This window comes from Embleya sp. NPDC020630 (assembly GCF_044334985.1).
Taxonomy (GTDB): Bacteria; Actinomycetota; Actinomycetes; order Streptomycetales; family Streptomycetaceae; genus Embleya.
Window position 1 is genome coordinate 644,970 of record NZ_JBIRUB010000002.1, and the last position, 25,726, is coordinate 670,695.

Sequence of the window (25,726 nt, forward strand, 5' to 3'; positions counted from 1 at the left end):
CGTTCCTGCGAGCCGACCGCGAGCCTTCCGGGAGCCGACCGCGAACAGACCGCGAACAGACCGGGAGCCGACGTCGCCCCTGCGACGTCGGCTCCCGGAAGCGGCATCAACTCCTATTCGGGCACAAACCACACAGCGGCCAGCGGCGGCAGCGTCATCGACGCGGAGGCCGGTCGCCCGTGCCACGTCACGTCCTCGGCCCATACCTCGCCCTGGTTGCCGACGTTGGCCCCGCCGTAGCCGGCCGCGTCGGTGTTCAACACCTCACGCCACCGGCCCGCGTGCGGCAGCCCGACCCGGAAGTCCTCCCGGACCACCGGGGAGAAGTTGCACACGCACACCAGCTGTTCGCCGGCCGCGCCGTGCCGGACGAACGACAACACATTGGACGCCGCGTCGCCGCCGTCGATCCAGGAGAAGCCCTCCGGGCGGGTGTCCTGGGTCCACAACGCCGGTCGTCCCCGATAGATCGAGTTCAGGTCGCGGACCAACTCCCGGATGCCCTGGTGCTCGGCGTGGTCCAGCAGCCACCAGTCCAGACCGCGCGCCTCGGACCACTCCGCGCCGTGGCCGAATTCCGAGCCCATGAACAACAACTGCTTGCCCGGGTGGGCCCACATGAAGGCCAAATACGCGCGCACGTTGGCCATCTGCTGCCAGCGGTCGCCCGGCATCTTGTCCACCATCGAGCGTTTGCCGTGCACCACCTCGTCGTGGCTGATCGGCAGGATGTAGTTCTCGCTCCACGCGTACATCAGCGAGAAGGTGATCTCGTTGTGGTGGTGCTGCCGGTGGATCGGCTCCTTCTGGATGTACTCCAGCGAGTCGTGCATCCAGCCCATGTTCCACTTGAACCCGAAGCCGAGTCCGCCGCTCTCGGTGGAGCGGGTCACCCCGTCCCACGCGGTGGACTCCTCGGCGATGGTGAGCACGCCGGGCACCCGCCGGTACAGCGTCGCGTTCATCTCCTGGAGGAAGGCCACCGCGTCCAGGTTCTCCCGGCCGCCGTGCTGGTTGGGCGCCCACTCGCCGTGCTCGCGCGAGTAGTCCAGGTAGAGCATCGAGGCGACCGCGTCCACCCGCAGCCCGTCGATGTGGAACTCCTCGCACCAGTAGACCGCGTTGGCCACGAGGAAGTTGCGCACCTCGTGTCGGCCGTAGTCGAAGACCAGGGTCCCCCAGTCGGGGTGCTCGCCCCGGCGCGGATCCGGGTGCTCGTACAGCGAGGTCCCGTCGAACCGGGCCAGCGCCCACGCGTCCTTGGGGAAGTGCGCCGGCACCCAGTCCACCAGGACGCCGATCCCGGCCCGGTGCAGCGCGTCCACGAGGTGCCGGAACTCGTCGGGATTGCCGAACCGGGAGGTGGGCGCGTAGTACGACGACACCTGATAGCCCCACGATGGGCCGTACGGGTGTTCCGCCACCGGCAGCAGCTCCACATGGGTGAAGCCCATCTCGGTCACGTAGGCGGGCAACTGCTCGGCCAGTTGGAGGTAGCTCAGGCCCGGCCGCCACGAGCCCAGGTGGATCTCGTACACGCTCATCGGCGCGGTGTGGTGGACCGTCTCGGCCCGCTTCTCCAACCACTCCTTGTCCGACCACGTGTAGGTCGGGGTGTGCACGACCGACGCCGTGGACGGCGGCAGCTCGGTGGCGAACGCCAGCGGGTCGGCCTTTTGCCGGGAGACCCCGTCCCGGCCCAGGATCTCGTACTTGTACTTGGTGCCGTCGCCGACGTCGGGCACGAACAGCTCCCAGACCCCGGAGGAGCCCAGCGAGCGCATCGGGTGCGCGATGCCGTCCCAGTAGTTGAAGTCGCCGACCACCCGCACCCCGCGCGCGTTCGGCGCCCAGACCGCGAACGAGGTGCCGGTGACCGGGCCGTTGGCGGTCTCGTAGGAGCGCACGTGCGCGCCGAGCACGTCCCACAACCGCTCGTGCCGGCCCTCGGCGATCAGGTGTATGTCCAACTCGCCCAGGGTGGGCAGGAAGCGGTACGGGTCGTCGGTGTGCAGTTCGGTGCCGTCGTAGCGGATCTCCAGCCGATAGTCGGGCACCTCGTTGCCGGGCAGCAGGCCGGTGAACAGGCCCTCCGCCTCGTGGGTGAGCGGCACCCGGTGCTCGCCGGTGACCACGATCACCTCACGGGCCCACGGCCGCAGCACCCGCACCACCACGCCGTCCACGCCGGGCACGTGCGGATGCGGGCCGAGCAGCCCGTGCGGATCGTGATGACCGCCGTCCACCAGGCGGCGCAACTCGTCGGCGGCCAACGGTGGCACCCCGGGCCGGCCGGTCGGCCGGGGGCGGGCACGCCCCGCCGAACGCTTGGCAGGACGGCCGGCGACCCCGCCGTCCTCGGTTGACGCGCTGTCCTGACGGGCCGTCACGGATGGGACCTCCTGAGACGTTGGTACGGAACGGGAATCGACGATGCGTCAGTGCGGCAACGGCGCACGTTCGGCCAGGCGCCGGATCGCCGACATCGGCACCGGCAACCACGAGGGGCGGTTGCCCGACTCGTACATGACCTCGTAGACGGCCTTGTCGGTCTCGAAGGCCCGCAACAGCACGGGTTCGGAGTGCGGGTCGAACGAGCCCGCGTCGGCGTACCCCGCACAGAAGGCTTCCCGATTGCGGGTGGCCCATTCCTCCGCACGGCGTACCAGGTGCGGCGCGGGCGTCCCGCGCCCCCAGAAACCACCGCCGCCGGCCAGCAGGTGCCGGGCCGCGTAGTCGAACGAGCGCAACATCGCGGCGATGTCGCGCAGCGGCGAGTGCAACGAGCGCCGTTCGCGCAGCGGCCGGGCCGGCTCCCCCTCGAAATCGAGCAGCACCCACCGGGTGGCGGTACGCATCACCTGACCGAGGTGGAAGTCGCCGTGGATGCGCTGGAGCGGCACGGGGTGACCGTCGCGGCCCAGCGCGCGCAGGTCCCGGTACGCCTCACGCAGCCGATCGGTGAACGGGGCCAACTCCGGCACCGCCTCCGCCGCCGCGTGCAACCGGCGCTCCATGTCGTCGGCGATCGCGGTCAGCTCCGGCTCGCCCGCCACCGCGGTGGGCAACGAGCGGGCCAGGTCGGCGTGTACCTCGGCGGTCGCCGCGCCCAGCCGGAACGACTCGCCGGCGAAGTCGCCGCCGGTCTCGTGCGCGTGCGGCCCCGCGCCGCGCACCTCCTGGCCCGCGTACAGGTCGCGCACCGAGGTCTTGGCCAGCTCCCAGCCGTCGGTCCCGGTGCGCAGGTACTCCTGGAGCATGCCCAGCGTGGTCGGCTCGCCGTCCGCGTCCGGGAAGGGCATGTCGAACCAGGCGATCGGCGCGGGGATCCGGCGCGAGCCCGCGCCGGCGAGGGCCAGCGAGACCTCCAGGTCCGGATTGACCCCGGGCACCACCCGGCGGAACAACTTCAGGATCACGTCGTCGCCGAAGATGATCGACGTGTTGGACTGCTCGGCGCCGATCACCAGGCCGACGTGCTCGGGATCGGGCGCCTGGGCGCCGGGACGATGGAAGGCCAGCGGGCCGACGGTGTCCGCCGCGACGAACCGTTCCGGCAACCACCGGGTCAACTCCGCGTCGTGCACACCGTCGTAGAGGCTGCTGCCGTTGGGCAATCGGCCGATCAGGGCGTGCGTGAGCCGGTCCGGCAGACCGGCGCGCACGCCGAGGAGGAGTTGGTAGTGCTCGGGTGCGCCACCGTGGTCGACCCGCAGCAGCATGTGGTGCAGCGCGGGATCGCCGGAGACCACTTCGAGACTGTGGACCACGCCGACCCCACGAAGAGGCCGGCCTTTGCCGGCGAACCATCTCTGCTGCGGCAGCCAGTCGCGCAGCAGAGCGATCACGGCGGAGGCAGTCGGATCGTGGGGTCGGGTGGAATCCGTCACAGCGTCATTTCTCCACGGGTGAGGCGGAACCAATAGAAACCGTGCCCCGCGAGGGTGAGCAGATACGGCAACTCGCCGATCGCGGGAAACGTCACCCCCCCGAGCAGCTCGACCGGTTCATACGTCTCGAACTGCCGCAGATCCAGCTCGGTCGGCTGGGCGAAGCGCGAGAAGTTGTGAACACACAGCACGATGTCGTCCTCGAATTCGCGAAGGAACGCCAGCACGCTGGGATTGGACGAGGTCAGCTCGTTGTACACACCGAGCCCGAAGGCCGGGTTCTGCTTGCGGACCTCGATCATCCGGCGGGTCCAGTGCAGCAGCGAGGAGGCATTGGACATCTGCGCCTCGACGTTGGTGACCTGGTAGCCGTAGACCGGGTCCATGATGTTCGGCAGGTACAGCCGACCCGGGTCGCACGTGGAGAAGCCCGCGTTGCGATCCGGCGTCCACTGCATCGGCGTGCGCACTCCGTCGCGGTCGCCGAGCCAGATGTTGTCCCCCATGCCGATCTCGTCGCCGTAGTACAGGACGGGCGAGCCCGGCAGTGACAGCAGCAGTGCCGTGAACAGTTCGATCTGATTGCGGTCGTTGTCGAGCAGCGGCGCGAGCCGGCGGCGGATGCCCACGTTGGCCCGCATGCGCGGGTCCTTCGCGTACTCCTTGTACATGTAGTCGCGTTCCTCGTCCGTGACCATTTCGAGGGTCAACTCGTCGTGGTTGCGGAGGAAGATGCCCCACTGGCAGTTGTCCGGGATGGACGGCGTGCCGGCCAGGATCTCCGAGACCGGGTAGCGCGACTCGCGGCGTACCGCCATGAAGATGCGCGGCATCACCGGGAAGTGGAACGCCATGTGGCACTCGTCGCCGTCGCCGAAGTAGTCCACCACGTCCTCGGGCCACTGGTTGGCCTCCGCCAAGAGCACGGTGTCCGGGTACTTGTCGTCGATCTCCTTGCGCACCCGCTTGAGGAATTCGTGGGTGGCGGGCAGGTTCTCGCAGTTGGTGCCCTCCTGCGCGAACAGGTAGGGCACCGCGTCGAGGCGGAAGCCGTCGATGCCCAGGTCCAGCCAGAAGCGCAGGCCGGCCAGCATCTCCTCCTGCACGCGCGGGTTCTCGTAGTTGAGATCCGGCTGGTGGCCGAAGAAGCGGTGGAAGAAGTACTGCTTGCGCACCGGGTCGTAGGTCCAGTTGGACGACTCGGTGTCGACGAAGATGATCCGCGCGTCGCCGTAGGCCTTGTCGTCGTCGGCCCACATGTAGTAATCGCCGTACGGCCCGTCCGGGTTGTTCCGCGACTCCTGGAACCACATGTGCTGATCACTCGTGTGGTTCATCACGAAGTCGATCACCACCCGCATGCCGCGCTTGTGCGCCGAGTCGACGAACTCGACGAAGTCGGCGAGGTCGCCGAACTCGGGCAGCACGGCGGTGTAGTCGGCCACGTCGTAGCCGCCGTCACGCAGCGGCGAGGCGAAGAACGGCGGCAGCCACAGGCAGTCGACGCCCAGCCACTGGAGGTAGTCCAGCTTCTGGGTCAGTCCCTTGAGGTCGCCGACCCCGTCCCCGTTGCTGTCCTGGAAGGACCGGACCAGGACCTCGTAGAAGACGGCTCGCTTGAACCACAGGGGATCGCGATCCCGCGACGGGGTGTCGTCGAAGGTGTCGCGGACGGGTTCGTTGACGATCACGGGCTGTTCCTCCGGACCGAGAAGAGATGCGCGGGCTCGTGCGCGGGATCGAGACGCACGTAGTTGTGCCGACCCCAGCGGTAACCGGCTCCGGTGAACTCGTCGTGCACCGCGAAGGTGTCCTGCCAGTCCAGGCCGAGGGCGGGCAGGTCCAGGTGGACCGTCGCCTCGTGGGTGTGGTGCGGATCGAGGTTCACCACGACCAGGACCAGGTCGTCGACGTCACCCACCCGGGTGCGCTTGGAGAAGGCCATGACCGCATCGTCGTCCACGTGATGGAAGGTCAGGTTTCGTAGACGTTGCAGGCTCGGGTGCCGGCGGCGCACGCGGTTGAGCGTGGTGATGTACGGCGCCAGCGAACGGCCCTCGCGTTCGGCTCGGGCCCAGTCTCGCGGACGTAGTTGATACTTCTCCGAGTCGTGGTACTCCTCGCTGCCCGCCTTGACGGCGACGTGCTCGTACAGCTCGAAACCCGCGTAGACGCCCCACGTGGGGGAGAGCGTGGCGGCGAGCAGGGCGCGGATCTTGAACGCGGCCGGACCGCCGTACTGCAGATAGGCGTGCAGGATGTCGGGCGTGTTCACGAAGAAGTTCGGCCGCATGTAGGCGGACGCCTCGCCGGTGGTCAACTCGGTGAGGTATTCCTGAAGTTCGTCCTTGCCGTTGCGCCAGGTGAAGTAGGTGTACGACTGCTGGAAGCCGATCTTGGCCAGAGTGCGCATCATCGCCGGCCGGGTGAACGCCTCGGCCAGGAACAGCACGTCGGGATCGGTCGCGTTGATCGTGGCGATCACCTGCTCCCAGAACATCACCGGCTTGGTGTGCGGGTTGTCCACCCGGAAGATCCGTACGCCGTGCGCCATCCAGTGCCGCAACACCCGCAGCGTCTCCTCGACCAGACCGTCGAAGTCGGTGTCGAAGTCGATCGGGTAGATGTCCTGGTACTTCTTCGGCGGGTTCTCCGCGAAGGCGATGGTGCCGTCGGCGCGGTGCCGGAACCACTCGGGGTGCTTCTCCACCCACGGGTGGTCGGGGGAGACCTGGAGCGCGAAGTCGAGGGCGACCTCCATCCGCAACTCGCGGGCCCGGGCCACGAACGCGTCGAAGTCCTCGATCGTGCCCAGATCCGGGTGGATCGCGTCGTGCCCGCCCTCGGGCGAGCCGATCGCCCACGGCGAGCCGGGATCGTGCTCGCCGGCCACGAGGGTGTTGTTGGGCCCCTTGCGGAAGGCGGTGCCGATCGGGTGGATCGGCGGCAGGTACACCACGTCGAAGCCCATCGCCGCGACCTGCGTCAGCCGTTCCATCGCGGTGCGGAAGGTGCCGCTGCGCGGGGGCCGGCCGCCGGTGGGGTCCACCACCGCGCCCTCGGAACGGGGGAAGAACTCGTACCAGGAGCCGTACAGCGCGCGTTCGCGCTCGACCCGCAGCGGATAGCGGGCCGATGAGGTGACCAGCTCGCGCAGCGGATGCCGGGTCAACACCTCGTCCAACTCGGCCGAGCGCGCAGCGGCCAGCCGCTCGGCGGGTGAGCGCGTCTCGTCCCGCAGCGCGTCCACCGCGGCCAGCACGACCGCCCGCCGGCCGTCCTTCTTCGGCACCCCGGCGGCGGCCCGCTCCAGGAGTTGCGCGCCCTCCTCCAGGACGAGCCCCACCTCCAGGCCCGCCGGGATCTTGATCCCGGCGGCGTGCCGCCAGGTCGCGATCGGATCGCCCCACGCCTCGACCGCGTAGGACCACATCCCCTCGGCGGTCGGGGTGACCGTCGCGTGCATCCGGTCGGTTCCGGGCGTGCCCGGGACCATCGGGGTGAGCGCGCCGGCCCGGCCGCGCGGGTCGCGCAACACGACGCCCGCGGCCACCGCGTCGTGGCCTTCGCGAAAGACCGTGGCGCCGACGCGGAAGGTCTCGCCCGGGATCGCGCGCACCGGGCGGGTGCCACCGTCGACCACGGGTTCGACGTCGATGATCGGGATCCGCCCGATCCGCGGCGCGGCCGGCTTGGCCGTCTTGGTCGACCCGCCGCTGCGCCCGGCGCCCGCGGCGCCCGCGGTCCGCCCGGATTTCCCGGCGCGCGCCGGTGACTTCGCGGCCGTCGACGTCGCGGTGGTGTCGGCCGGCGCGGCTGCGGCCCGTGTGGCCCGCGACCCTCCGGCGGTCGTCTTCCGTGCCGCGGCCTCGTCGGCCGCGACCTGCCCCGCCCGGGGTGCGCGAGCGCCCCCGGGGTCCTTCCCAGCCGAACTGGTCATGCCGAACTCCTGTACCCACGGACGGGCGTCCCGTGCGCGTCGCGCGCGATGCACCCGTACGGAAACCCACTCGATACCCCGATTGCCGGACCCGGGAGTGGCGACGAACCGACCCGGCGGCGACCGGTGGGATCGCTCGGGTCCACCTCTCACCGCTGCGCGGCGGCCATTGCTCGTGACGCGACCACCAGGCGGGGACCGGGTGGGGCCCGGCCCGCGACCGTGGACGGCGGATGTCTGGTGTGTCCGCGGTACGGCGGGACGGAAGGACCCGGCTGTTCAACGATCGTCAAGTCGATCGGGGCACGGTCCATATGGTGTAAAAACGCCCCCAGACCCATCCGCAAGATCTTGCCGGCTTTGCAAGCGCACTGCATCCACTGTCGCAAGTTCTGCCGCCTTCCGGCTAGGGTCGCAGCGTGAGAGCAATCCGCAGATTCACCGTGCGTACGGTTCTGCCCGCTCCGCTGGAGCCACTGGGTGAACTGGCAATGAACCTCCGCTGGTCCTGGCACGCGGAGACCCGCGCCCTGTTCGAGTCGATCGACCCGGACACCTGGGCGGCGGTCGGCCGGGATCCGGTCCGCCTCCTCGGCACCGTGCCGAACGACAAGCTCGGCGCGCTCGCCGACGACCGCCGCTTCCTTGCCCGCCTGCGGGTCGCAGCCGAAGACCTGCACGAATACCTGACCGGACCTCGCTGGTATCAAACCCTCTCGGATACCGGTGGAAGCCTGGCCGCACCGCCGGCGGCCATCGCGTACTTCTCGCCGGAGTACGGCATCACGGCGGCACTTCCGCAGTACAGCGGGGGTTTGGGCATCCTCGCGGGCGACCATCTCAAGGCCGCCAGCGACCTGGGTGTGCCCATCGTCGGGGTCGGATTGATGTACCGCCACGGCTACTTCCGACAGTCGTTGTCCCGAGACGGTTGGCAGCAGGAGCGTTACCCCCTCCTCGACCCCAACGAGTTGCCGCTGACCCTCCTTCGGGGTGCCGATGGTGCACCCGCACGGGTGGTTATCGGACTCCCGACGGGTGAGTTGCACGCGCGGATCTGGAAGGCCCAGGTCGGTCGGGTGCCACTGCTCCTGCTCGACTCCGACATCGAGGAGAACGAGTCCGCCGAACGCGAGGTGACCGACCGGCTGTACGGCGGCACGAGCGAACACCGCTTGCATCAGGAGATGCTGCTCGGCATCGGCGGGGTGCGGGCTTTGCGGGCTTTTTGCGAGATCACCGGCCATCCCGCGCCCGAGGTCTTCCACACCAACGAGGGCCACGCCGGATTCCTGGGCATCGAGCGCATCCGCGAGTTCACCGGGACCGACGGGCTGGACTTCGACGCGGCTCTCGAAGCCGCCCGGGCGGGCACGGTGTTCACCACGCACACGCCCGTGCCGGCCGGCATCGACCGGTTCGGTCGCGATCAGATCCAGCGGCATTTCGGCGGCGACCTCGCGTGTCCGGGGGTTCCGGTGGATCGGGTCCTCGCACTCGGCGCGGAGACCTACCCGGACGGTGATCCGGGCGTGTTCAACATGGCCGTGATGGGCTTGCGGCTCGCCCAACGGGCCAACGGCGTGAGCAAGTTGCACGGACGGGTCAGTCGGGGCATGTTCGACGGCCTGTGGCCGGGCTTCGACACCACCGAGGTACCGATTACCTCGATCACCAACGGCGTACACGCGCCCACGTGGGTGGACGGCGACGTCACCGACCTGATCGCACGCGAGGCGGGCGTCGAACTCGCCGAGGATCCGGCGGCGTGGGCGGCGATCGATGGGTTGTCGGCGGGCTCGTTGTGGGAGTTGCGGCGCGCGCTGCGGGCGAAGCTGGTCGCCGAGGCCCGGCTGCGGCTGCGCGCGTCGTGGCGGCAACGCGGCGCCGGCGAGGCGGAATTGGGCTGGATCGAGGGGGTGCTCGATCCCGACGTGCTGACCATCGGGTTCGCTCGCCGGGTGCCCTCCTACAAGCGGCTCACCCTGATGCTGCGCGATCAGGACCGGCTGCGTTCGATGTTGCTGCATCCGGAGCGTCCGGTGCAGATCGTGATCGCCGGCAAGGCGCACCCCGCCGACGAGGGCGGCAAGCGGCTGATCCAGGACCTGGTGCGGTTCGCCGACGGCGAGGACGTCCGGCATCGGATCGTGTTCCTGCCGGACTACGACATCGCGATGGCGCAGCACCTGTACCCCGGGTGCGACGTGTGGCTGAACAACCCGTTGCGCCCGCTGGAGGCGTGCGGCACCTCCGGGATGAAGGCCGCGCTGAACGGTTGCCTGAACCTGTCCATCCTGGACGGGTGGTGGGACGAGTGGTACGACGGCTCGAACGGGTGGGCGATTCCGACCGCCGACGGGATCACCGACGTGGATCGTCGGGACGACCTGGAGGCGGCTGCTCTCTACGACCTGATCGAGAACTCGGTCGCGGCCAGGTTCTACGACCGGGGCCCCGAGGGCCTGCCCACCCGGTGGCTGGAAATGGTCCGACACACGCTGGCCACGCTCGGCCCGAAGGTGCCGGCCGACCGGATGGTCAAGGACTACGTCGACGTGCTGTACGCGCCGGCCGCGCTGTCGGGTCGGGCGATCACCGGGTCGGCCGCCCGGGAGTTGGCCGAGTGGAAGGCGCACGTGCGGCGGTCCTGGCCGGGCGTGCGGGTCGATCACGTGGAGTCGGGCGGGATAGGGGACGCCCCCGAGGTCGGCAACACGCTGAACCTGCGGGTCTTCGTCTCGCTGGGCGAACTCGCCCCCGCCGACGTGGAGGTCCAGGTCGTGCACGGTCGGGTCGACGACGCGGACCGGATCGTGGACGCAACGATCGCGCCGCTGAAGGCCGGTCGTCGGGACGAGCACGGCCGTTGGTTCTACGAGGGTTCGCTCGCGTTGGACCGGACCGGGCCGTTCGGCTACACGGTGCGGGTCATGCCGACCCACCCGCTGTTGGCAGGCCCCGCCGAACTCGGCCTGATCGCGATCCCGCCGCAGAGCGAGGGCTTCGCGGAGGGCATCGCGCTGCGCTGACGCGGTGATCGCGGGCTCGGGCCCCGGCGTCCTTCGGGACGGCGGGGCCCGAGGCGTTTTTCGGCCGGCGGTGGCCCGCGCGCCTGCGGTTCCGCCCCGGGGTCGTGATGGATCTCATACCCCATGGCCGCCACGGCCGGGATGGGCAATGGAGTCATCCCTTTGGTAGTGCAGCCACTTAGGGAGATCCATGTCGACGACGGCAGCAGGGGCCACATCCGGTTCGGGCGCACCAAGACCTCGCTCGCGACGACGGATACGCCGGGCCCTGCCGGCGCTTGCGGTGTGTGTCGCGCTTCTGGGCGCGGGAGCGTGCAGTGGGGGCGACGGGAAGAAGGACACGAAGGACGACAAGGTCGCGCCCATCGCGCAGACCAAGGCCCCGGACGGCGCTCCCAAGGTGTCCCAGGCGGTGGTGACGATCTTGCCGAAGGACGGCGCGACGGAGGTGGCCACCGACGGCGCGCTGAAGGTGAGCGCGAGCGCCGGGAAGCTGACCCAGGTCACCGTGACCTCCTCCGAGGGCGGCAAACCGGTCGAGGGCACCATCTCGCCGGACGGGGCGAGTTGGCAGCCCGCGGCGGCTCTGCAGACCGGCACCAAGTACGCGGTGTCCGCGACCGCGACCGACGCCGCCGGGTTGGTCTCGGCGCTCCAGTCCTCCTTCACCACGCTCACCCCGGCCAACACCAACTACGGCGTGTTCAACATCGACGCGAACGAGACGTACGGCGTCGGCATGATCGTCTCGCTGGAGTTCACCAAGAAGGTCACGGACAAGGCGGTGGTGAACCAGTCGGTCAAGGTCACCTCGGAGCCCGCCGTCGAGGTCAAGGGCCACTGGTTCGGCAACCAGCGGCTGGACTTTCGCCCGGAGAAGTACTGGAAGCCCGGCACGAAGGTGACCCTGCACCTGGACCTGGACGGGAAGCAGACCTCCCCGGGCGTCTACGGCAAGCAGAAGAAGGACGTCACCTTCACCGTCGGCCGCGCGCAGACCAGCGTCGCCGACCACACCGCGCACACGTTGACGATCACCCGCGACGGCGCGCTGCTCAAGAAGCTGCCGGCCAGCCTGGGGGACGCGGAGAACCCCTCGTGGAACGGCAAGATGACGATCATGTCCAAGGAGCCCACGGTGCACATGGACTCCCAGACGGTCGGCCTGGCCAAGGGCGTGTACGACATCAAGGACGTCCCGCACGGCATGCGGCTGAGCAACACCGGCACCTACGTGCACGGCAACTACTGGCGTACGGACCCGCTGCCGTTCGGCAAGGAGAACACCAGCCACGGCTGCGTGAGTCTGCAGGACGTCAAGGGCGGCGGCGACCCGAGCATGAACGCCGCGTGGTTCTACAAGGAGTCGCTGATCGGGGACGTGGTCGAGGTGGTCAACTCGCCCAGGAAGACGGTCGACCCCGACAACGGCTGGAGCGGCTGGGCGATGGACTGGGCGGGCTGGACGGCGGCGAACTGATCGGTTCGATCGCCCGAACTCGCGCAGCGCGCAACCCCGAAGGGGGCGGTGCCGGTGTCCCGGCGCCGCCCCCTTCGGGGTTGCTGGTCGTGGTGTGTCCCGATCGGCTCGGTCAGCCGTGCGGCTGGTCCGGGCGGTAGTGCTGCCCGTACGGCTGCCCGGGGTAGGGCTGTTGCGCCTGGTAGGGCTGCTGCCCCGGGTAGGGCTGCTGTCCGGTGTACGGGGCGGGCCCGTAGCCACCGGCCATCTGCGGCTCGGTCACGAGCGTGCGGTCCGTGTCCGGGTGGCCGTACGCCGCCGGCGCGCCCGCTCCGCCCCCGTGCCCTTTGTTGCTCCGACGCGGCCACCACAGGCCCCGGCCCAGGATCGAGGCGATCGAGGGCACCAGCACGATCGAGAGCAGCATCGAGGAGAGCAGGATGCCGACCGCGGTGGCGAAGCCGATCTCGGCGGTCGCGGGGCTGGCCGCCAGGCTGGCGAAGGAGCCTGCCAGGACCAGACCGGCCGTGGCGATCGCCGGCGCGGTGTGCCGGACCGCCTCGGCCACCGCCTTGCGGGCCGAGACCGGCTTCTCCATCTCCTCCCGGAGCCGGTCGCTCATCAGGATGTTGTAGTCGGTGCCCAGCGCGACCACGAACAGGAACAACACCAGCGGCAGGGTGAAGTTCACCCCGGGGCGGCCCAGCATGTGCTGGAAGACCAGCGTCCCGGCGCCGAGCGTGGCCACGAAGCCCAACCCGACCGCGAGCATCAGCACCAGCGGCGCCAGCACCGAGCGCAGCAGCAGGAACAGGATCAGCGCGATCAGGATCGCGGCGACCGGGAAGACCAGCTTGAGGTCCTTGTTCACCGCGGTGGCCACGTCGGCGAAGATCGCCGCCGTTCCGGTGATGTGCGCCTCGCTGCCCTCGGGCGTGTTCTTGGCGATGGTGCCGCGGACCGGGCCGGTGATCAGGTCACGGGCCTTTTGGGTGTCGGCCTTGGCGGCCAGGAACACGTCGATCCGGGCGGCGGACTTGTCCGGGTTGAGCACGGGCTTGGCGACTTGGCCGACACCCTCGACCTTGCCGAGCGCGCCGGTCAGTCCGGTGAGCGAACGCTCGTCGAGCTTGCCGCCCGCCTTGGTCTGCACGTAGACGGTGTGCGGGTCGGACACGCCCGCGGGCAGCGAGCGGGAGATCTCGTCGGCGGTCCTGGTGGCGTTGGTGGTGGGCTGACCGTGCTGGTCGTAGCTCATCTTCACGCCGACCGCGCCGGCGCCGAGCGCGCCGAGCAGGACCAGGCTGCCGATCAGGTAGCGCACCGGACGCGCGCTGATGTTCTCGCCCAGTCGGGCGGCGAAGCCCGCCGGACGCTCCTTCTTCCAGGCCCGCGCTGGCCAGAACATCGCCCGACCGGTGACCGCGAGCAGCGCGGGCAGCAGGGTGAGGCTGCCGATCAGGGCGACGAGCACCGAGACCGCGATGGCCGGGCCGAGCACCTTGAACTGACCGAAGCTGGCGATGCCCAGGGTGGCGAACGCCGCCACGATGGTCAGGGCCGCGCAGGTGATCGCGTTGCCCACCCGGCCCGCGGTGTTGGCGGCGGCCTCGCGCTTGTCCATGTCCGGGTTGGCCCGCAACTCCTCGCGGAAGCGGAACATCAGGAACAGGAAGTAGTCGACGACGATGCCCAGCAGGACGACGGTGATCAGGTTCGGCACGGACGAATCCAGCTTGATGTCCAGGAGTTTCGCGCTGCCGGCGACCGCGCCGGTGGCGGCACCGCCGATGAGCGCCACCGCGAGCAGCGGCAGGATCGCCGCCAGGACGCTGCGGAAGACCACCACGTTCAGCAGGACGATCAGACCCATGGTCAAGGCGCCGACGAGGGCCTGGGTGTCCTCTTCCTCGTCCAGGTCATCGACCATGTTGGCGATACCGCCGGTGAATCCGATCCGATATCCGGCGGCCTGGTAATCGGTCTTCGCCAGGTCACGGGCGTCGCGATACACGTCCTGGAGGCCGGGATCGTTCAGATTGCCGCTCAGCGAGAGCGTGAGCAATTGGAACGTCCCGTCCGGGGCGACCATGCCGACGGTGTAGCGCGGGGTCTGCGAGAAGTCCTTCGCGAACTGCTCCGGCTCCGCCTTGATGCGCTTGGCGGCCAGCGCGGCGGCGGTGTCCGCGATCTTCTTCTGATCCTGCGGGCCGACCTTGGCGCCATCGGCGCGGGCCACGAGAACGGTCACCGCGTTCGGGTCGGGCTTTTCGTCGAATTTCTTCTCGGCGATCTGGATCGCCGCCGCCGAGTCGTATTTCTTCGGCAGGAAATCGCCGGTCGACGAGTCGGTGACGCTGTTCATCAAGGGTTGGCCGACGGCGGTCATGGATATACCGATGATCGCCCAGACAATAATCGTCATCCATCGATGACGTGTGGCGAACGCGGTTGTTCTACGGATCATTTTCCTTCTCCGCCGTCGGATCGAAACATGGGAGTTCGATGCGGAACTCCGGAATGCCTCAAGCTGATCATGCGAAACCCCCCTCGGGCATCGACCGGGGGAAGGGGAGCGGACCGGGACCACGGTCCGGGCGGATCGCCGAACCAGGACTCCGGTCCGGGGCGCGGATCATCTGCGATGAGGTTCAGAAAACCGGGCACGGGCGATGGAATGGGACGACCGGGCGGACGGGCGGGGCGGGCGGGGTGGGGGACGCCGGCCGCGGCGCGGACGAACGAACGGCACCAACCATGAAGGAGGCCCACGCATGGGCTTCGAGCACCGCTCAGCGGCGGGGCGGGCGACGATCACCACGATCGGGGCGCCGGCCGCGGAGCCGGCGGCCGGTCCGGGGATCGGGTCGGCGGTCGGGTCGGCCGGCGCGGGTTCGGGTCCCGGTCCGGGGCCGGGGTGGTACCCGGGGCTGGTCGGTCTGGTCCGGCGGCGGATCCGGGCCTGCCGGCGCACCCGTGCGGATCTGCTGATCGCGCTCGGCTGCGGGGCGGCCGACCTCGCCTCGTACATCGGCGCCGGCCACACGGCTGCGCCGCACGCCTCCGTGATCGGCGCGCTGCTGATCACGGCGGGCGCCGGTGCGCTGTTCTTCCGCCGGCGCCGGCCGATGCCCGTGCTCGGGGTACTGGTCGCGCTCTACGTGGCGTTGTCCGCGGTCGTCACGATGCACGCGCACAACTTCTCCGTGTCGGTCGCGGTCGCGCTGTACGCGGTGGCCCGATACCGCGGCGCACGTGCCATCGGTGCGGCCGGTCTCGCCGCGCTCGCGGGTCAGGCGGCGCACACCACGCAGGAGAACTCGGCCACCCCGCTGATGGTGCTCGGCGACACGCTGTTCATCGCCCTGGTGATCGCGGTGGGCGTCTGGGTGCGCCGGTGGCGCGAGCAGGTGGCGCTGAACCGGCGGCTGCTCGCGGAGCGGGCGGTGACCGAGGAGCGCCGGCGCATCGCGCGCGAGCTGTACGACATCGTCGCGCACCACATCACCACGATGTACCTGATGTCCGGCGGCGCACGCGCCACCCTCGCCCGCGATCCCGACACCGCCCGGGAGGCGCTGGTCACGCTGGAGTCGTCCGGCCGCACCGCGCTGCGCGAGATGCGCCAACTGCTCGGCGTGCTGCGCAGCACCGACGCGGCCGAGGACGCGCCCTCCGAACCCCAGCCGGGGATCCGGGAGATCGACCGGCTGCTCGCCGAGTCGCGCGCGGCCGGGCTGCCCGTCGAGTTCGAGGCGCTGGGCGAGCCGCGTCGGGTGCCGTTGGCGATCGGGCTCACGCTGTACCGCGTCGTGCAGGAGGCGCTGACCAACGCGCGCCGGCACGCGGGGGACGCGCGGGCCTTCGTACGGCTCGAATACCGGTCCGACCTGGTCGCGGTGGAGGTCTGCGACGACGGCGACGCGGGCCGCGGGGGCACCGCGGTCGCGGGAGGCGGGTACGGTCTTCTCGGTATGCGTGAGCGTGTTGCCGTGCATGGTGGTGTGCTCGAGACGGGCAGGCGTCCCGAAGGCGGATTCCGGGTGGCCGCACTCGTGCCCCTGCCGCCGGCGGAGCCAGGAGAGGACTTGAATCGATGAGCGTGGACGCACCCCCGGTCACCGTGCTGCTCGCGGACGATCAGCCGCTTGTGCGTCGGGGCCTGGCGCTGATCCTGCGCTCCGATCCCGGCATCGAGGTGATCGGCGAGGTCGACGACGGCGCGCAGGCGGTCGAGGCCGCGCATCGGCTGCGTCCGAACGTGATCCTGATGGACATCCGCATGCCGGTGCTCGACGGCGTACAGGCCACCGCGCGGCTGACCGAGGAACTGCCCGAGTGCCGGGTGCTCGCGCTGAGCACGTTCGACATGGACGAGTACGTGGTGGGCGCGCTGCGCGCCGGGGCCATCGGCTTCCTGCCCAAGGACGTACTGCCGGAGGACCTGATCGCGGCGGTGCACACGGTCCACCTGGGCGAGGCCGCGGTCGCGCCGCGGCTGCTCACGCGCCTGATCGAGTCCTTCGTCAAGGCCCCCTCGGCCCCGCAGCCCTCGGCGACGGGCCTGCGCGACCTGACCCCTCGCGAGGTGGAGGTCCTGCGCCTGATCGCGGCGGGCCTGGACAACGCCGAGATCGCCCAGACGATGAGCATCGGCGTCCAGACGGTGAAGAACCACGCCACGGGCCTGTTCGCCAAACTCGGCGTCCGCGACCGCGCCCAGGCAGTCGTCTTCGCCTACGAATCCGGCCTGGTCCAGGCAGGCCGGACGACGTAGGGCCCGGTCCGACGGCCACGGCTCCGCTAGGGCATCCACGGGCCGGTGGGGACGCGCTGGGAGTCGACACCGTCATGGGTGCCCGCGGATCGGCCGGGGGCGGGCGCTTGCGCGGCCGGAACGTCGGGAAGGTGGCCGCGATTGAGAGCGGACCGCAGGCTTCGGCCGAGAGGACGTTCGACGAACCGCTGCAGCAGGTAGGCGAGGACGACGCATCCCGCGGCGACGCACGCGATCAGAACGGGTGGCGACAGGCGGCCGCGGAAGTGGTGGATGGTGATCAGACCGAGCGTGAAATGCGTGAGGTAGAGCGGGAAGGTCATCGCTCCGGCGGTGCTGAGCCAGCGCCAGCGGATGCGGGAGGTCCAGCCGAGGGCGACGATCGCCACGACGGCGTAGATGCCGGTGAGGACGACCAGGATCCACGCCCTGCGCGGTTCCCACTGGCTCCACGGAATCGCGCCGGAAGTCTTGGTGAGGGCGTAGTGGGCGCTCAGGACCCAAGAGATGCCGACGATGCCCCACAGCAGCGGGGTCGAGCGGAACCGATACATCAGGTAGTAGGCCATGCCCGCGATGAAGAACGGCGAGTAGACGGGATTCACGAGCATGGTGAGCGTGTCGTTGTGGATGCCGTACGCGATGACGGAGCCGACGGTCCACAGACCGCAGAACAGCACGACCCGGCGGTACGTGACGCCGCGCCAGACGACGACGGCGAACATCAGGTAAAAGCACAGTTCGACCCACAGGGTCCAATAGACCGGGTCGATATTTTCCGCGCCCAGCGGTTTTTGCAACATCGTCAGGTTGGCGAGGACGGTTTCCGCGCCGGGCTTCGTCAGGGGTGAGGTGGGCAGCGGGAGCAGGTACAGGGCCAACGTGGAGCCTGCTCGGACGCGGTCGCCTCGGCCTTCGCCCTGGTGTCGGCGGATGGGGTGTCCGGGCCGGTCGGGGTGGTGTCGCGAGCGGCGGTCGGGGTGTCGCGGGCGGCGGCGGTCGCCGTCGCGGCGGTGACCGCGCCACAGGACAGCGAGAGGGCGACGAGTCCGCAGACTGCCGCCGATAGTCGCGGATGCGGGCGTGCGAGGACGGGCGTTTGTCGCATGGAGACGGCTCCTGGAGTGGGGTCGGGTGGGTCGGGCGCGCATGAGTGCGCGAAACGTATCCGTTGGCAAAACGACTCCGCCGTGTGGCGCACATCACACACTTGATGTGGCGATGTCGATAAGTACTCATGGCGCACAACTGTGTGTTCGGATTGCGTTCTATGGATCCCAACGGGTGATTTGGCTCTGCGGGGGACGATCGATCGGCCTTCGGGGTTGTAGTGACGAGGTTCACATCTGCCGTCGGGAACTCCCTTTACCGGCACCGGATTTACGGCCTACGTTGCGCTCCGTCTGTGATCTCTCGTCTATTCGGGCGGGGTCCGTCCTGTCCCGGTGGGGGTCGTGCGTCATGCGTGGTTGGTCGTGGGGGTCGAAGTCTCGGCGCGAACGAAAAGTGCGCCCGGCGCGCCTGTTCGTGGCGGGAGTGACGGTCCTGGCGTTGACGGCGAGCGTGGGCCCGGCCCAGGCGGCGAGTTGGATCAAGAACGAGCCGGATCCGGGGGCGTGGTCGCCGCGCGAGTTGCCCAAGACCCCTTCGGTGAACGGGAGGAAGGCCGAGCTCCCGAAGCCGGTGCCGGTGGCGGGTGACGGTCACCGCTCGTGGAAGCCGACCGCTACGGCGTGGCCGAAGGCGGTCGAGGCGGAGGCCGTGCCGGCTCCGTCGTCGTCGTTCGTCGCGCGGGGAGGTTCGTCGCTCCTGGCGGCGCCCTCCGGCGGCAACGCCCCGGGCACGCCGGTGTGGATCACGGCACCCGATGCGAACGGCCCCGGCCCACTGCTGCGTTCGGGCGTCCTCGCGGCGCCTGCGGGCAATGCCTCGACCCGGGTCAAGGTCACCGTCGCCGACCACGACGCGGCCGAGAAGGCCGGCGTGGACGGCGTCCTGATCACCGTGCGTCCGACGGACGCCGCCTCCGCGCCCGGCAAGGTCACCGTCGGCGTGGACTACGCGGGCTTCCGCGACGCGTTCGGCGCGGACTGGTCCTCGCGGCTGCGCCTGGTGTCGATGCCCGAGTGCGCGTTGACCACGCCTGATGTGGCCGCGTGCCGGGTCAAGACCCCGGTGGCCGGCGGGCGCAACGACCGCGTGAAGAACCGGGTGCTCGCCGACGTCGACCTGTCCGCGAGTGCGGCCCGTTCGGCGACCGCCGCTCTAGGCTCGATGCTGCTAGCGGTCACCGCCGAAGCGTCTGGCCCCTCCGGTGACTACAAGGCGACGTCGCTGTCGCCGTCGGGTTCGTGGTCGGCGGGTGGCAACTCCGGTTCGATGAACTGGTCGTACGGCGTGGGTGTTCCGCCGGCGGTCGGGGGCACCGCGCCGACGGTGAACCTGGCCTATAACTCTGGTGCGGTGGATGGTCGTACGACCAACACCAACAACCAGGCGTCGTGGATCGGCGAGGGTTGGGAGTACTCACCCGGTTTCGTCGAGCGCTCGTACCAGTGGTGCGGACGGGATGGTCAGGACAAGTCCGGCGAGAAGTGCTGGTCGAACCAGAACGCCTTGACGTTGTCCCTGAACGGCAAGTCATCGACGCTGGTCCAAGACGACGCGGACAGGTCGAAGTGGCGGCTGGAGGGTGACGACGACTCGCGGATCGAGCCGTTGACCGGTGCGGTCAACGGTGACGACAACGGGGAGTACTGGCGCCTGACCACCGGCGATGGTGTGCAGTACTACTTCGGCGTGGGCCACAAGCCCGGCACCACCACGGGCCCGGCCACGAACTCCACTTGGTCCGCGCCGGTGTATGGCAACAACGCGGGCGAGCCGTGCAACCAGGCGTCCGGGTTCGACGCCTCGTGGTGTCAGCAGGCGTGGCGCTGGAACCTCGACTACGTGATCGACGCCCGCGGCGGCATGGTCACCTACACGTACAACACCGAGACGAATCGGTACACCCGCGGCGCGGTCCTGGTGGGGTCCGGAACCCTGACCGAGTACACCCGGGGTGGCACCTTGGCGAGGATCACCTACGGCTCGAAGAAGGACGACACGACCCCTCCGACCGCGCAGGTCGTCTTCGACACCGCCGAGCGTTGCCTGAAGAAGGACGGGTTCGACTGCGATCCGGCGAAGATGACGAAGGCGAACGCATCGAAGTGGCCGGATGTGCCCGTGGACAAGCAGTGCGCGACGTCGGGCAAGTGTGAGGTGTACGGGCAGACATTTTTCTCGACCCGTCGCCTGACGAGGATCACGACGCAGACGTTGGTCGGCTCGACCTACCAGACGGTGGACGAGTACGCGTTGGACCAGGACTACCCGGATCCGCAGGACGGTTCGTCCGCGACGTTGTGGTTGAACTCGATCACCCGCACCGCCTGGGAGGGCACGAGGAAGATCGACGTCCCCTCGGTGGACTTCGCGGGCACGTTCAAGCCGAACCGTGTGGATGCGGGTGGTGACCTTGCGCCGCCGATGAATCGTCGGCGTCTGACGGGGGTCACGAACGAGACCGGCGGTCAGACCACGGTCACCTACAACGACGCCGAGTGCCTGCCGACCGCGTTGCCCACCCCGGACGCCAACTCGAAGGCGTGCTACCCGATGTGGTGGAACTTCGACGAGGAGGCGGAGCCGGTTCTCCACTGGTTCCACAAGTACACGGTGGCCGAGGTCACCGAGCACGACATCGCCACGGTCACCCCGAATCGTTCGACGCGTTACGAGTACGTCGGCGGCGCGGCCTGGCACCGCGACGACGCGGAGCTGACCGAGGACAAGGAGGCGTCCAGGCCGAAGAGCAAGGACCGCCGCACCTGGAACCAGTTCCGGGGCTATGGCCAGGTGATCACCCGCTCGGGCGTGGCCCCGAAGGACGCGGTGACCCAGTCGACGGCGTTCTATCTGCGCGGCATGGACGGCGACGTGAGGAAGGACGGCACCAAACGCGCCGTCACCCTCACCGACTCCACCGGCCAGACCATTGTGGACGCGAACCAGCATGCCGGATTCGCCTACGAGACCCAGGCGTTCACCGGCGCCGGCGGCACGGCGGCGACCACGACGCTGAGTACGCCGTTCTCCTCCGCGGCCACCGCCACCCACGCCCGTGTCCGGGGCCTGCCTCCGCTGGCGGCGTATCGCACCGCGACGTCGAAGACGCGCAACCGCAGCCTCCTTGCGGACGGCACCACGTGGCGCGAGACGTCCAAGACCACCACGTTCGAGCCGGTCCACGGTCTCCCGGAGACGGTGTCGGACAAGGCGGAGGGCCTGCCGGAGTACTGCACGAAGACGACCTATGCGCACAACACCGGTGCGTGGATCATCGGCAAGCCGACCGAGAACCTGTCCCTGGTCGGCGCCTGCGACACCGCCACGTCGAAGGACACGGTGTACGCCTGGTCGCACAACCTGTACGACAACAAGCCTTTCGGCGAGGTCGGCGCGGTCGGCGACGTCACGTCCACCGACGCGGTCGTCGACTACAAGCCGGACGGCACTCCGAACCGGGTGACCACCGCGAAGTCGGAGTTCGACGCGTACGGCCGGGTCACCAAGGCCACCGACGCGGAGAACAAGGTCACCACGACCGCATACACCCCCGCGGCGGGCTCGCTGCCGACCACGGTGGCGGTCACCGGTCCGACCGGCTGGACCGCCACCACCACCTACGCCGGCGCTCGTAACCTCGCGGTGAAGGCGGTGGACGCCAACGGCTTGGTGGTGGAGCAGGAGTACGACGTCCTGGGCCGGTTGATCGCGGTGTGGAAGCCGGGTCACACCAGGCAGCAGAACGCCGACCTGCAGTTCGCGTACGCCCCGAGCAAGACCGGGCCGTCGGTGGTGACCACCCGCACCCTGCGTGTGAACGACACCTACGCGGTCTCCCACCGGATCCTGAACAGCTTCCTGCAGGAGCGGCAGACACAGTCGACGACGGCGACCGGTGACCCCGGCCGGGTGGTCACCGACACCTTCCACGACAGCCTGGGCCGTCCGGTCAAGACGAACCAGCCGTACTTCAACAGCGCCTCCGGTCCGGACACGGCCGTGTTCGCCGCCAACGACAACGAGGTGTCCGGTCAGAACGCGGTCGTGTATGACGGCATGGGCCGCACCACCGCCCAGGTGTTCGCGTCCAAGGGCGTCGAGCAGTGGCGCACCACCACGACCTACGCCGGCGCCGACGAGACCCGGGTGACCCCGCCGCCCGGCGGTGTCGCGACCGTGTCGATCTCCGACGCCCGCGGCAAGCCCAGGGAACTGCGCGAGTACAACGGCGGCAACCCCACCGGCACCGACTACTCGAGGATCACGTACACGTACACCCCGCGCGAGGAACTGAAGACCGTCACCGACGCGGGCGGCAACACGTGGACGTACACCTACGACTTCCTGGGCCGCAAGACCCACGCCGAGGACCCGGACAAGGGCCCGTCCGACACCCGCTACGACCTCGTCGGGCGCGTGATCGGCACCACCGACGCCCGAGGAATGAAGCTCGCCTACACCTACGACGCCCTCGGCCGAAAGACCGCCTCGTACAAGGACTCCGTCTCCGACGCGAACCTCCTCGCCGAGTGGACGTACGACCGCTACGCGAAGGGCCAGGCCGACGGCTCCTCTCGCTACGTCGACGTCGACGGCAAGCCCCGTGCGAAGTACACGAGCGAGATCACCGGTTTCAAGCCCGGCACATACCTGCCCACCGGCACCCGCACCACCATCCCCTCCGCCGAGGGCAAACTCGCCGGCATCTACACCACCGCCACCGAGTACGAACCGGTGATCGGCCTGCCCATCCGCACCACCCTCCCGGCCCAGGGCGGCCTGCCGGGCGAGGCGTTGGACTACGCCTACAACGACGGCGGCCTGCTCACCACGGTCAGCGGCGCGCGGGGATACCTGAACTGGGCGGACTACGACCCGTTCGGCCGCAACACCCGCGCCACCCTGGGCGCCCAGCCCCGCCAGGCCGCCTTCACCAGCACCTATGACCCCTCCACCGGCCGCCTGCTCTCCACCGACTGGGACAAGGAGACCGGCACCACCACCAGCGTCGACGCCACGTCGTACACCTACAAACCCTCCGGCGACGTCACCTCCATCCGCACCAAACGCGACAACAACACCACCGACACCCAGTGCTTCGCCTACGACGCCAAACGCCGCCTGAAGGAAGCCTGGACCGACACCGCCGGCACCACCACCCTCCCCGCCCCCAACGTCCCCGGCACCGGCGGCTGCACCACCCAAACCTCCACCCCGACCACCGTCGGCGGCCCGAACCCCTACTGGCAGTCCTTTACCTACGACGTCGTCGGCAACCGCACCAAACTCGTCGAACACGACCCCACCGACGACCCCACCAAGAACGTCACCACCGAGTACGCCTACCGCGCCGGTGCCCAGCCCACCGACCGCACCCACCGCCTGGACTCGGTCACCGTCAAAACCGGCACTCGCGAAGCCGTAACAACCAGTCTGACCTACGACCAGTCCGGCAACACCAGGACCCGCCCGGGCGCGGACGCCAACCTCCAGACCCTCACCTGGAACGAAGAGGACAAGCTCACCAAGGTCGCCTCCGCCACCGGCACGAGCGAGTACGTCCACGACTCGGACGGCAACCGCATCATCCGCCGCGAGGCCGGCAAGACCACCCTCTACCTCGGCACCGACGAACTCACCACCAACACCGACCAATCCGGCCCCGTCGTCGGCACCCGCTACTACACCACCGCCGGCGGCGCCACGGTCGTTCGCAACGGCCCGAGCACCATCGCCTATATGGCGGCCGACCACCACGGCACTCCGGTCAGCACCCTCGACGCCACCACACTCACCGCCACTCGACGCCAATCCAAGCCCTTCGGCGAACCCCGCGGCACCCAACCCACCCAGGCCAACGGCCAATGGCCCGACGACAAGGGCTTCCTCGGCAAGCCCATGGACGCCACCGGCCTCACCCACGTCGGCGCCCGCGAATACGACCCCACCCTCGGCCGCTTCATCAGCGTCGACCCGATCATGGACCTCACCGACGCCGGCCAAATGCACGGCTACACCTACAGCAACAACAACCCCGCTACGCTCTCGGATCCCACTGGTCTGCGCACCGGCCCCAACGATCCTCGTGTAGACAACCCCAACTACTCGAAGGTGATCAACGACCGGGACAACGCGGCGGCGGAGGCAGCCACGCCGGTGAGCACGGACGTGGCTACGACGAGCGGCAACAGCGGAAAGGGCACCTCGGACACCACGGGCCAGCTGTCTCCCAGAACAAAGAAATCAAATTCGGCAATAGGTGGCTCCGGTGGAAATTACGTTCGCCCGCCCGGCCGTGAAATAAGCGTCAAGACTTTGCTGGGTCTCTTGGGGGACACCACTCTCGTAATCCCGGGAATCCGTTGCACGTTGGGCAATGAGCAGCAGTGCGATGTTTACGGTGCGGGAGTTTCCTCCCTTGATGCCGTTCCGGCGGCGAGGTTGGGCGCGGGAGTGCTTGAAGAACTCTTTGCGCGCCGAGCAAGGCAAGAAGAAGCACGTGGCGTCGGGCTGGCGGGAGAGGCTTCCAGGATTGCAGGGGGATGTCTCGGTCACAGCTTCGTGCCGACTGCCGAGATTCTCATGGCCGACGGTAGTCGGAAGCCCATCAAGGATGTCATTCCCGGGGATACGGTAATTGCAGCTGATCCGGAGTCCGGGGTGACGACCAGTCGAACTGTCCTCGCCTCTATCATCACGGAGGATGACAAGGATTTTGCCGAGATCACAGTCCGAGCGGACGATGGTGGCGGAACTATTATCGCCACGACGAATCACCCGTTCTGGATTCCGGAGTTCAAGCAGTGGGTCGAGGCGGGAAATCTCAAGTCCGGCCAGTGGCTTCAAACCTCTTCAGGGGCTTGGGTGCAGGTCGACGGGGTCCGTATTTATCGGCAGCGTCAACGCACTCACGATCTCACGATTGATGCGAATCACACGTATTATGTATTTGCGGGCGCATCACCCGTACTTGTGCATAACTCCAATTGTACCGAATACTCCGAGTGGTATGATAACGGAGCTGGTATCGCTGCATCCCTCGATGAAGAGAATATTCTCAACACGGTGGTCACGGCAGGCAAGGAAATTCCGGGGATGCATGCGCCCGGTGGGTGGCGTGATGTTTGTTAACGCCATGGAGGCACTCGGGAAAGATGCGTCCGCAGTCCGTGGCTATTGGTTGTCCGGTGGCGACATGAAGGATAACTTGGACAGCTTCAATGCCGGGATGCAACACTGGCTGTCCGCAGAAGAGGCTGCCCGTAATACATTCACCGGAAAAATCGCCGTCAAGTACGGATTTACGAATGTGGAATTTAGAACATTGGAAGGCGCTGCGGCCGAATATACAAAAGTTGAGGTAATATTCAGGAAATGATGTGGAATGAGAACCTGGTTCCGAGGATTCAGGAAATGGCAGAAGAGGGTCGATCGGCTAGTTCGATTGCCACATGGCTGCGTAGTGAGTCCGGCTCCGAGTTCACGTACTTCATGTTCGTTCGCTACTTCTTCACA

12 protein-coding genes are annotated in these 25,726 nt (G+C 68.7%); 6 read left to right on the forward strand and 6 right to left on the reverse strand.

Annotation, left to right across the window (positions count from 1 at the left end; genetic code table 11):
- Positions 1-113: 113 nt before the first annotated feature.
- From glgB to ACH4XV_RS09070, 4 genes are read right to left on the reverse strand one after another with little or no spacing between them, the layout of a single operon-like run.
- Positions 114-2,390, reverse strand: a complete 2,277-nt coding sequence (glgB, locus tag ACH4XV_RS09055; protein ID WP_395787886.1) for a 1,4-alpha-glucan branching protein GlgB — start codon at positions 2,388-2,390, stop codon at positions 114-116.
- Positions 2,391-2,438: 48 nt separating this feature from the next.
- Positions 2,439-3,890: a maltokinase gene (locus ACH4XV_RS09060; protein ID WP_379995066.1), complete on the reverse strand. Its 1,452-nt coding sequence runs from the start codon at positions 3,888-3,890 to the stop codon at positions 2,439-2,441.
- Complete coding sequence (gene treS, locus ACH4XV_RS09065; RefSeq protein ID WP_078975378.1) at positions 3,887-5,581, reverse strand: maltose alpha-D-glucosyltransferase; 1,695 nt, start codon at positions 5,579-5,581, stop codon at positions 3,887-3,889. The genes ACH4XV_RS09060 and treS overlap by 4 nt, the downstream gene beginning before the upstream one ends.
- On the reverse strand, positions 5,578-7,830 hold the full coding sequence (locus ACH4XV_RS09070; RefSeq protein WP_395787889.1) for an alpha-1,4-glucan--maltose-1-phosphate maltosyltransferase: 2,253 nt from the start codon (positions 7,828-7,830) through the stop codon (positions 5,578-5,580). The genes treS and ACH4XV_RS09070 overlap by 4 nt, the downstream gene beginning before the upstream one ends.
- A gap of 419 nt (positions 7,831-8,249) precedes the next feature.
- Here ACH4XV_RS09070 and glgP point away from each other — a divergent pair, with 419 nt between their 5' ends.
- The gene (gene glgP, locus ACH4XV_RS09075) at positions 8,250-10,862 is read left to right on the forward strand and encodes an alpha-glucan family phosphorylase (RefSeq protein WP_395787891.1); all 2,613 of its coding nucleotides are present in this window, start codon (positions 8,250-8,252) and stop codon (positions 10,860-10,862) included.
- Positions 10,863-11,145: 283 nt separating this feature from the next.
- The gene (locus ACH4XV_RS09080) at positions 11,146-12,342 is read left to right on the forward strand and encodes an Ig-like domain-containing protein (RefSeq protein ID WP_395787893.1); all 1,197 of its coding nucleotides are present in this window, start codon (positions 11,146-11,148) and stop codon (positions 12,340-12,342) included.
- 112 nt (positions 12,343-12,454) lie between these two features.
- Here ACH4XV_RS09080 and ACH4XV_RS09085 read toward each other — a convergent pair whose 3' ends face one another.
- The gene (locus tag ACH4XV_RS09085; RefSeq protein ID WP_395787895.1) at positions 12,455-14,746 is read right to left on the reverse strand and encodes an MMPL family transporter; all 2,292 of its coding nucleotides are present in this window, start codon (positions 14,744-14,746) and stop codon (positions 12,455-12,457) included.
- A 349-nt stretch (positions 14,747-15,095) separates the two neighbouring features.
- Between ACH4XV_RS09085 and ACH4XV_RS09090 the strand changes: the two genes are divergently transcribed.
- Together ACH4XV_RS09090 and ACH4XV_RS09095 are read left to right on the forward strand one after the other, a co-directional pair.
- Positions 15,096-16,421 carry a sensor histidine kinase gene (locus tag ACH4XV_RS09090; RefSeq protein WP_395787897.1) on the forward strand — a complete coding sequence of 442 codons (1,326 nt, stop codon included), beginning with the start codon at positions 15,096-15,098 and terminating at the stop codon, positions 16,419-16,421.
- Complete coding sequence (locus ACH4XV_RS09095) at positions 16,418-17,098, forward strand: response regulator (RefSeq protein ID WP_380040375.1); 681 nt, start codon at positions 16,418-16,420, stop codon at positions 17,096-17,098. Before ACH4XV_RS09090 ends, ACH4XV_RS09095 begins: the two co-directional genes overlap by 4 nt.
- Positions 17,099-17,124: 26 nt before the next feature.
- Here ACH4XV_RS09095 and ACH4XV_RS09100 read toward each other — a convergent pair whose 3' ends face one another.
- Entirely contained in the window at positions 17,125-17,979 is an 855-nt protein-coding gene (locus tag ACH4XV_RS09100) for an acyltransferase family protein (RefSeq protein WP_395787899.1), read from the reverse strand.
- A 655-nt stretch (positions 17,980-18,634) separates the two neighbouring features.
- Here ACH4XV_RS09100 and ACH4XV_RS09105 point away from each other — a divergent pair.
- Both ACH4XV_RS09105 and ACH4XV_RS09110 read left to right on the forward strand, forming a co-directional pair.
- Positions 18,635-25,342 carry an RHS repeat-associated core domain-containing protein gene (locus ACH4XV_RS09105; RefSeq protein WP_395787901.1) on the forward strand — a complete coding sequence of 2,236 codons (6,708 nt, stop codon included), beginning with the start codon at positions 18,635-18,637 and terminating at the stop codon, positions 25,340-25,342.
- Positions 25,320-25,589, forward strand: a complete 270-nt coding sequence (locus ACH4XV_RS09110; protein ID WP_395787903.1) for a hypothetical protein — start codon at positions 25,320-25,322, stop codon at positions 25,587-25,589. The genes ACH4XV_RS09105 and ACH4XV_RS09110 overlap by 23 nt, the downstream gene beginning before the upstream one ends.
- The last annotated feature ends 137 nt before the right edge of the window (positions 25,590-25,726 follow it).

Excerpts from the sequence above, each read along its gene's own strand:
- ACH4XV_RS09070 (WP_395787889.1), bottom strand. The coding sequence starts at position 7,830 with ATGACCAGTTCGGCTGGGAAGGACCCCGGGGGCGCTCGCGCACCCCGG.
- ACH4XV_RS09085 (WP_395787895.1), bottom strand. The coding sequence starts at position 14,746 with ATGACGATTATTGTCTGGGCGATCATCGGTATATCCATGACCGCCGTC.
- ACH4XV_RS09090 (WP_395787897.1), top strand. The coding sequence starts at position 15,096 with ATGGGCTTCGAGCACCGCTCAGCGGCGGGGCGGGCGACGATCACCACG.
- ACH4XV_RS09095 (WP_380040375.1), top strand. The coding sequence starts at position 16,418 with ATGAGCGTGGACGCACCCCCGGTCACCGTGCTGCTCGCGGACGATCAG.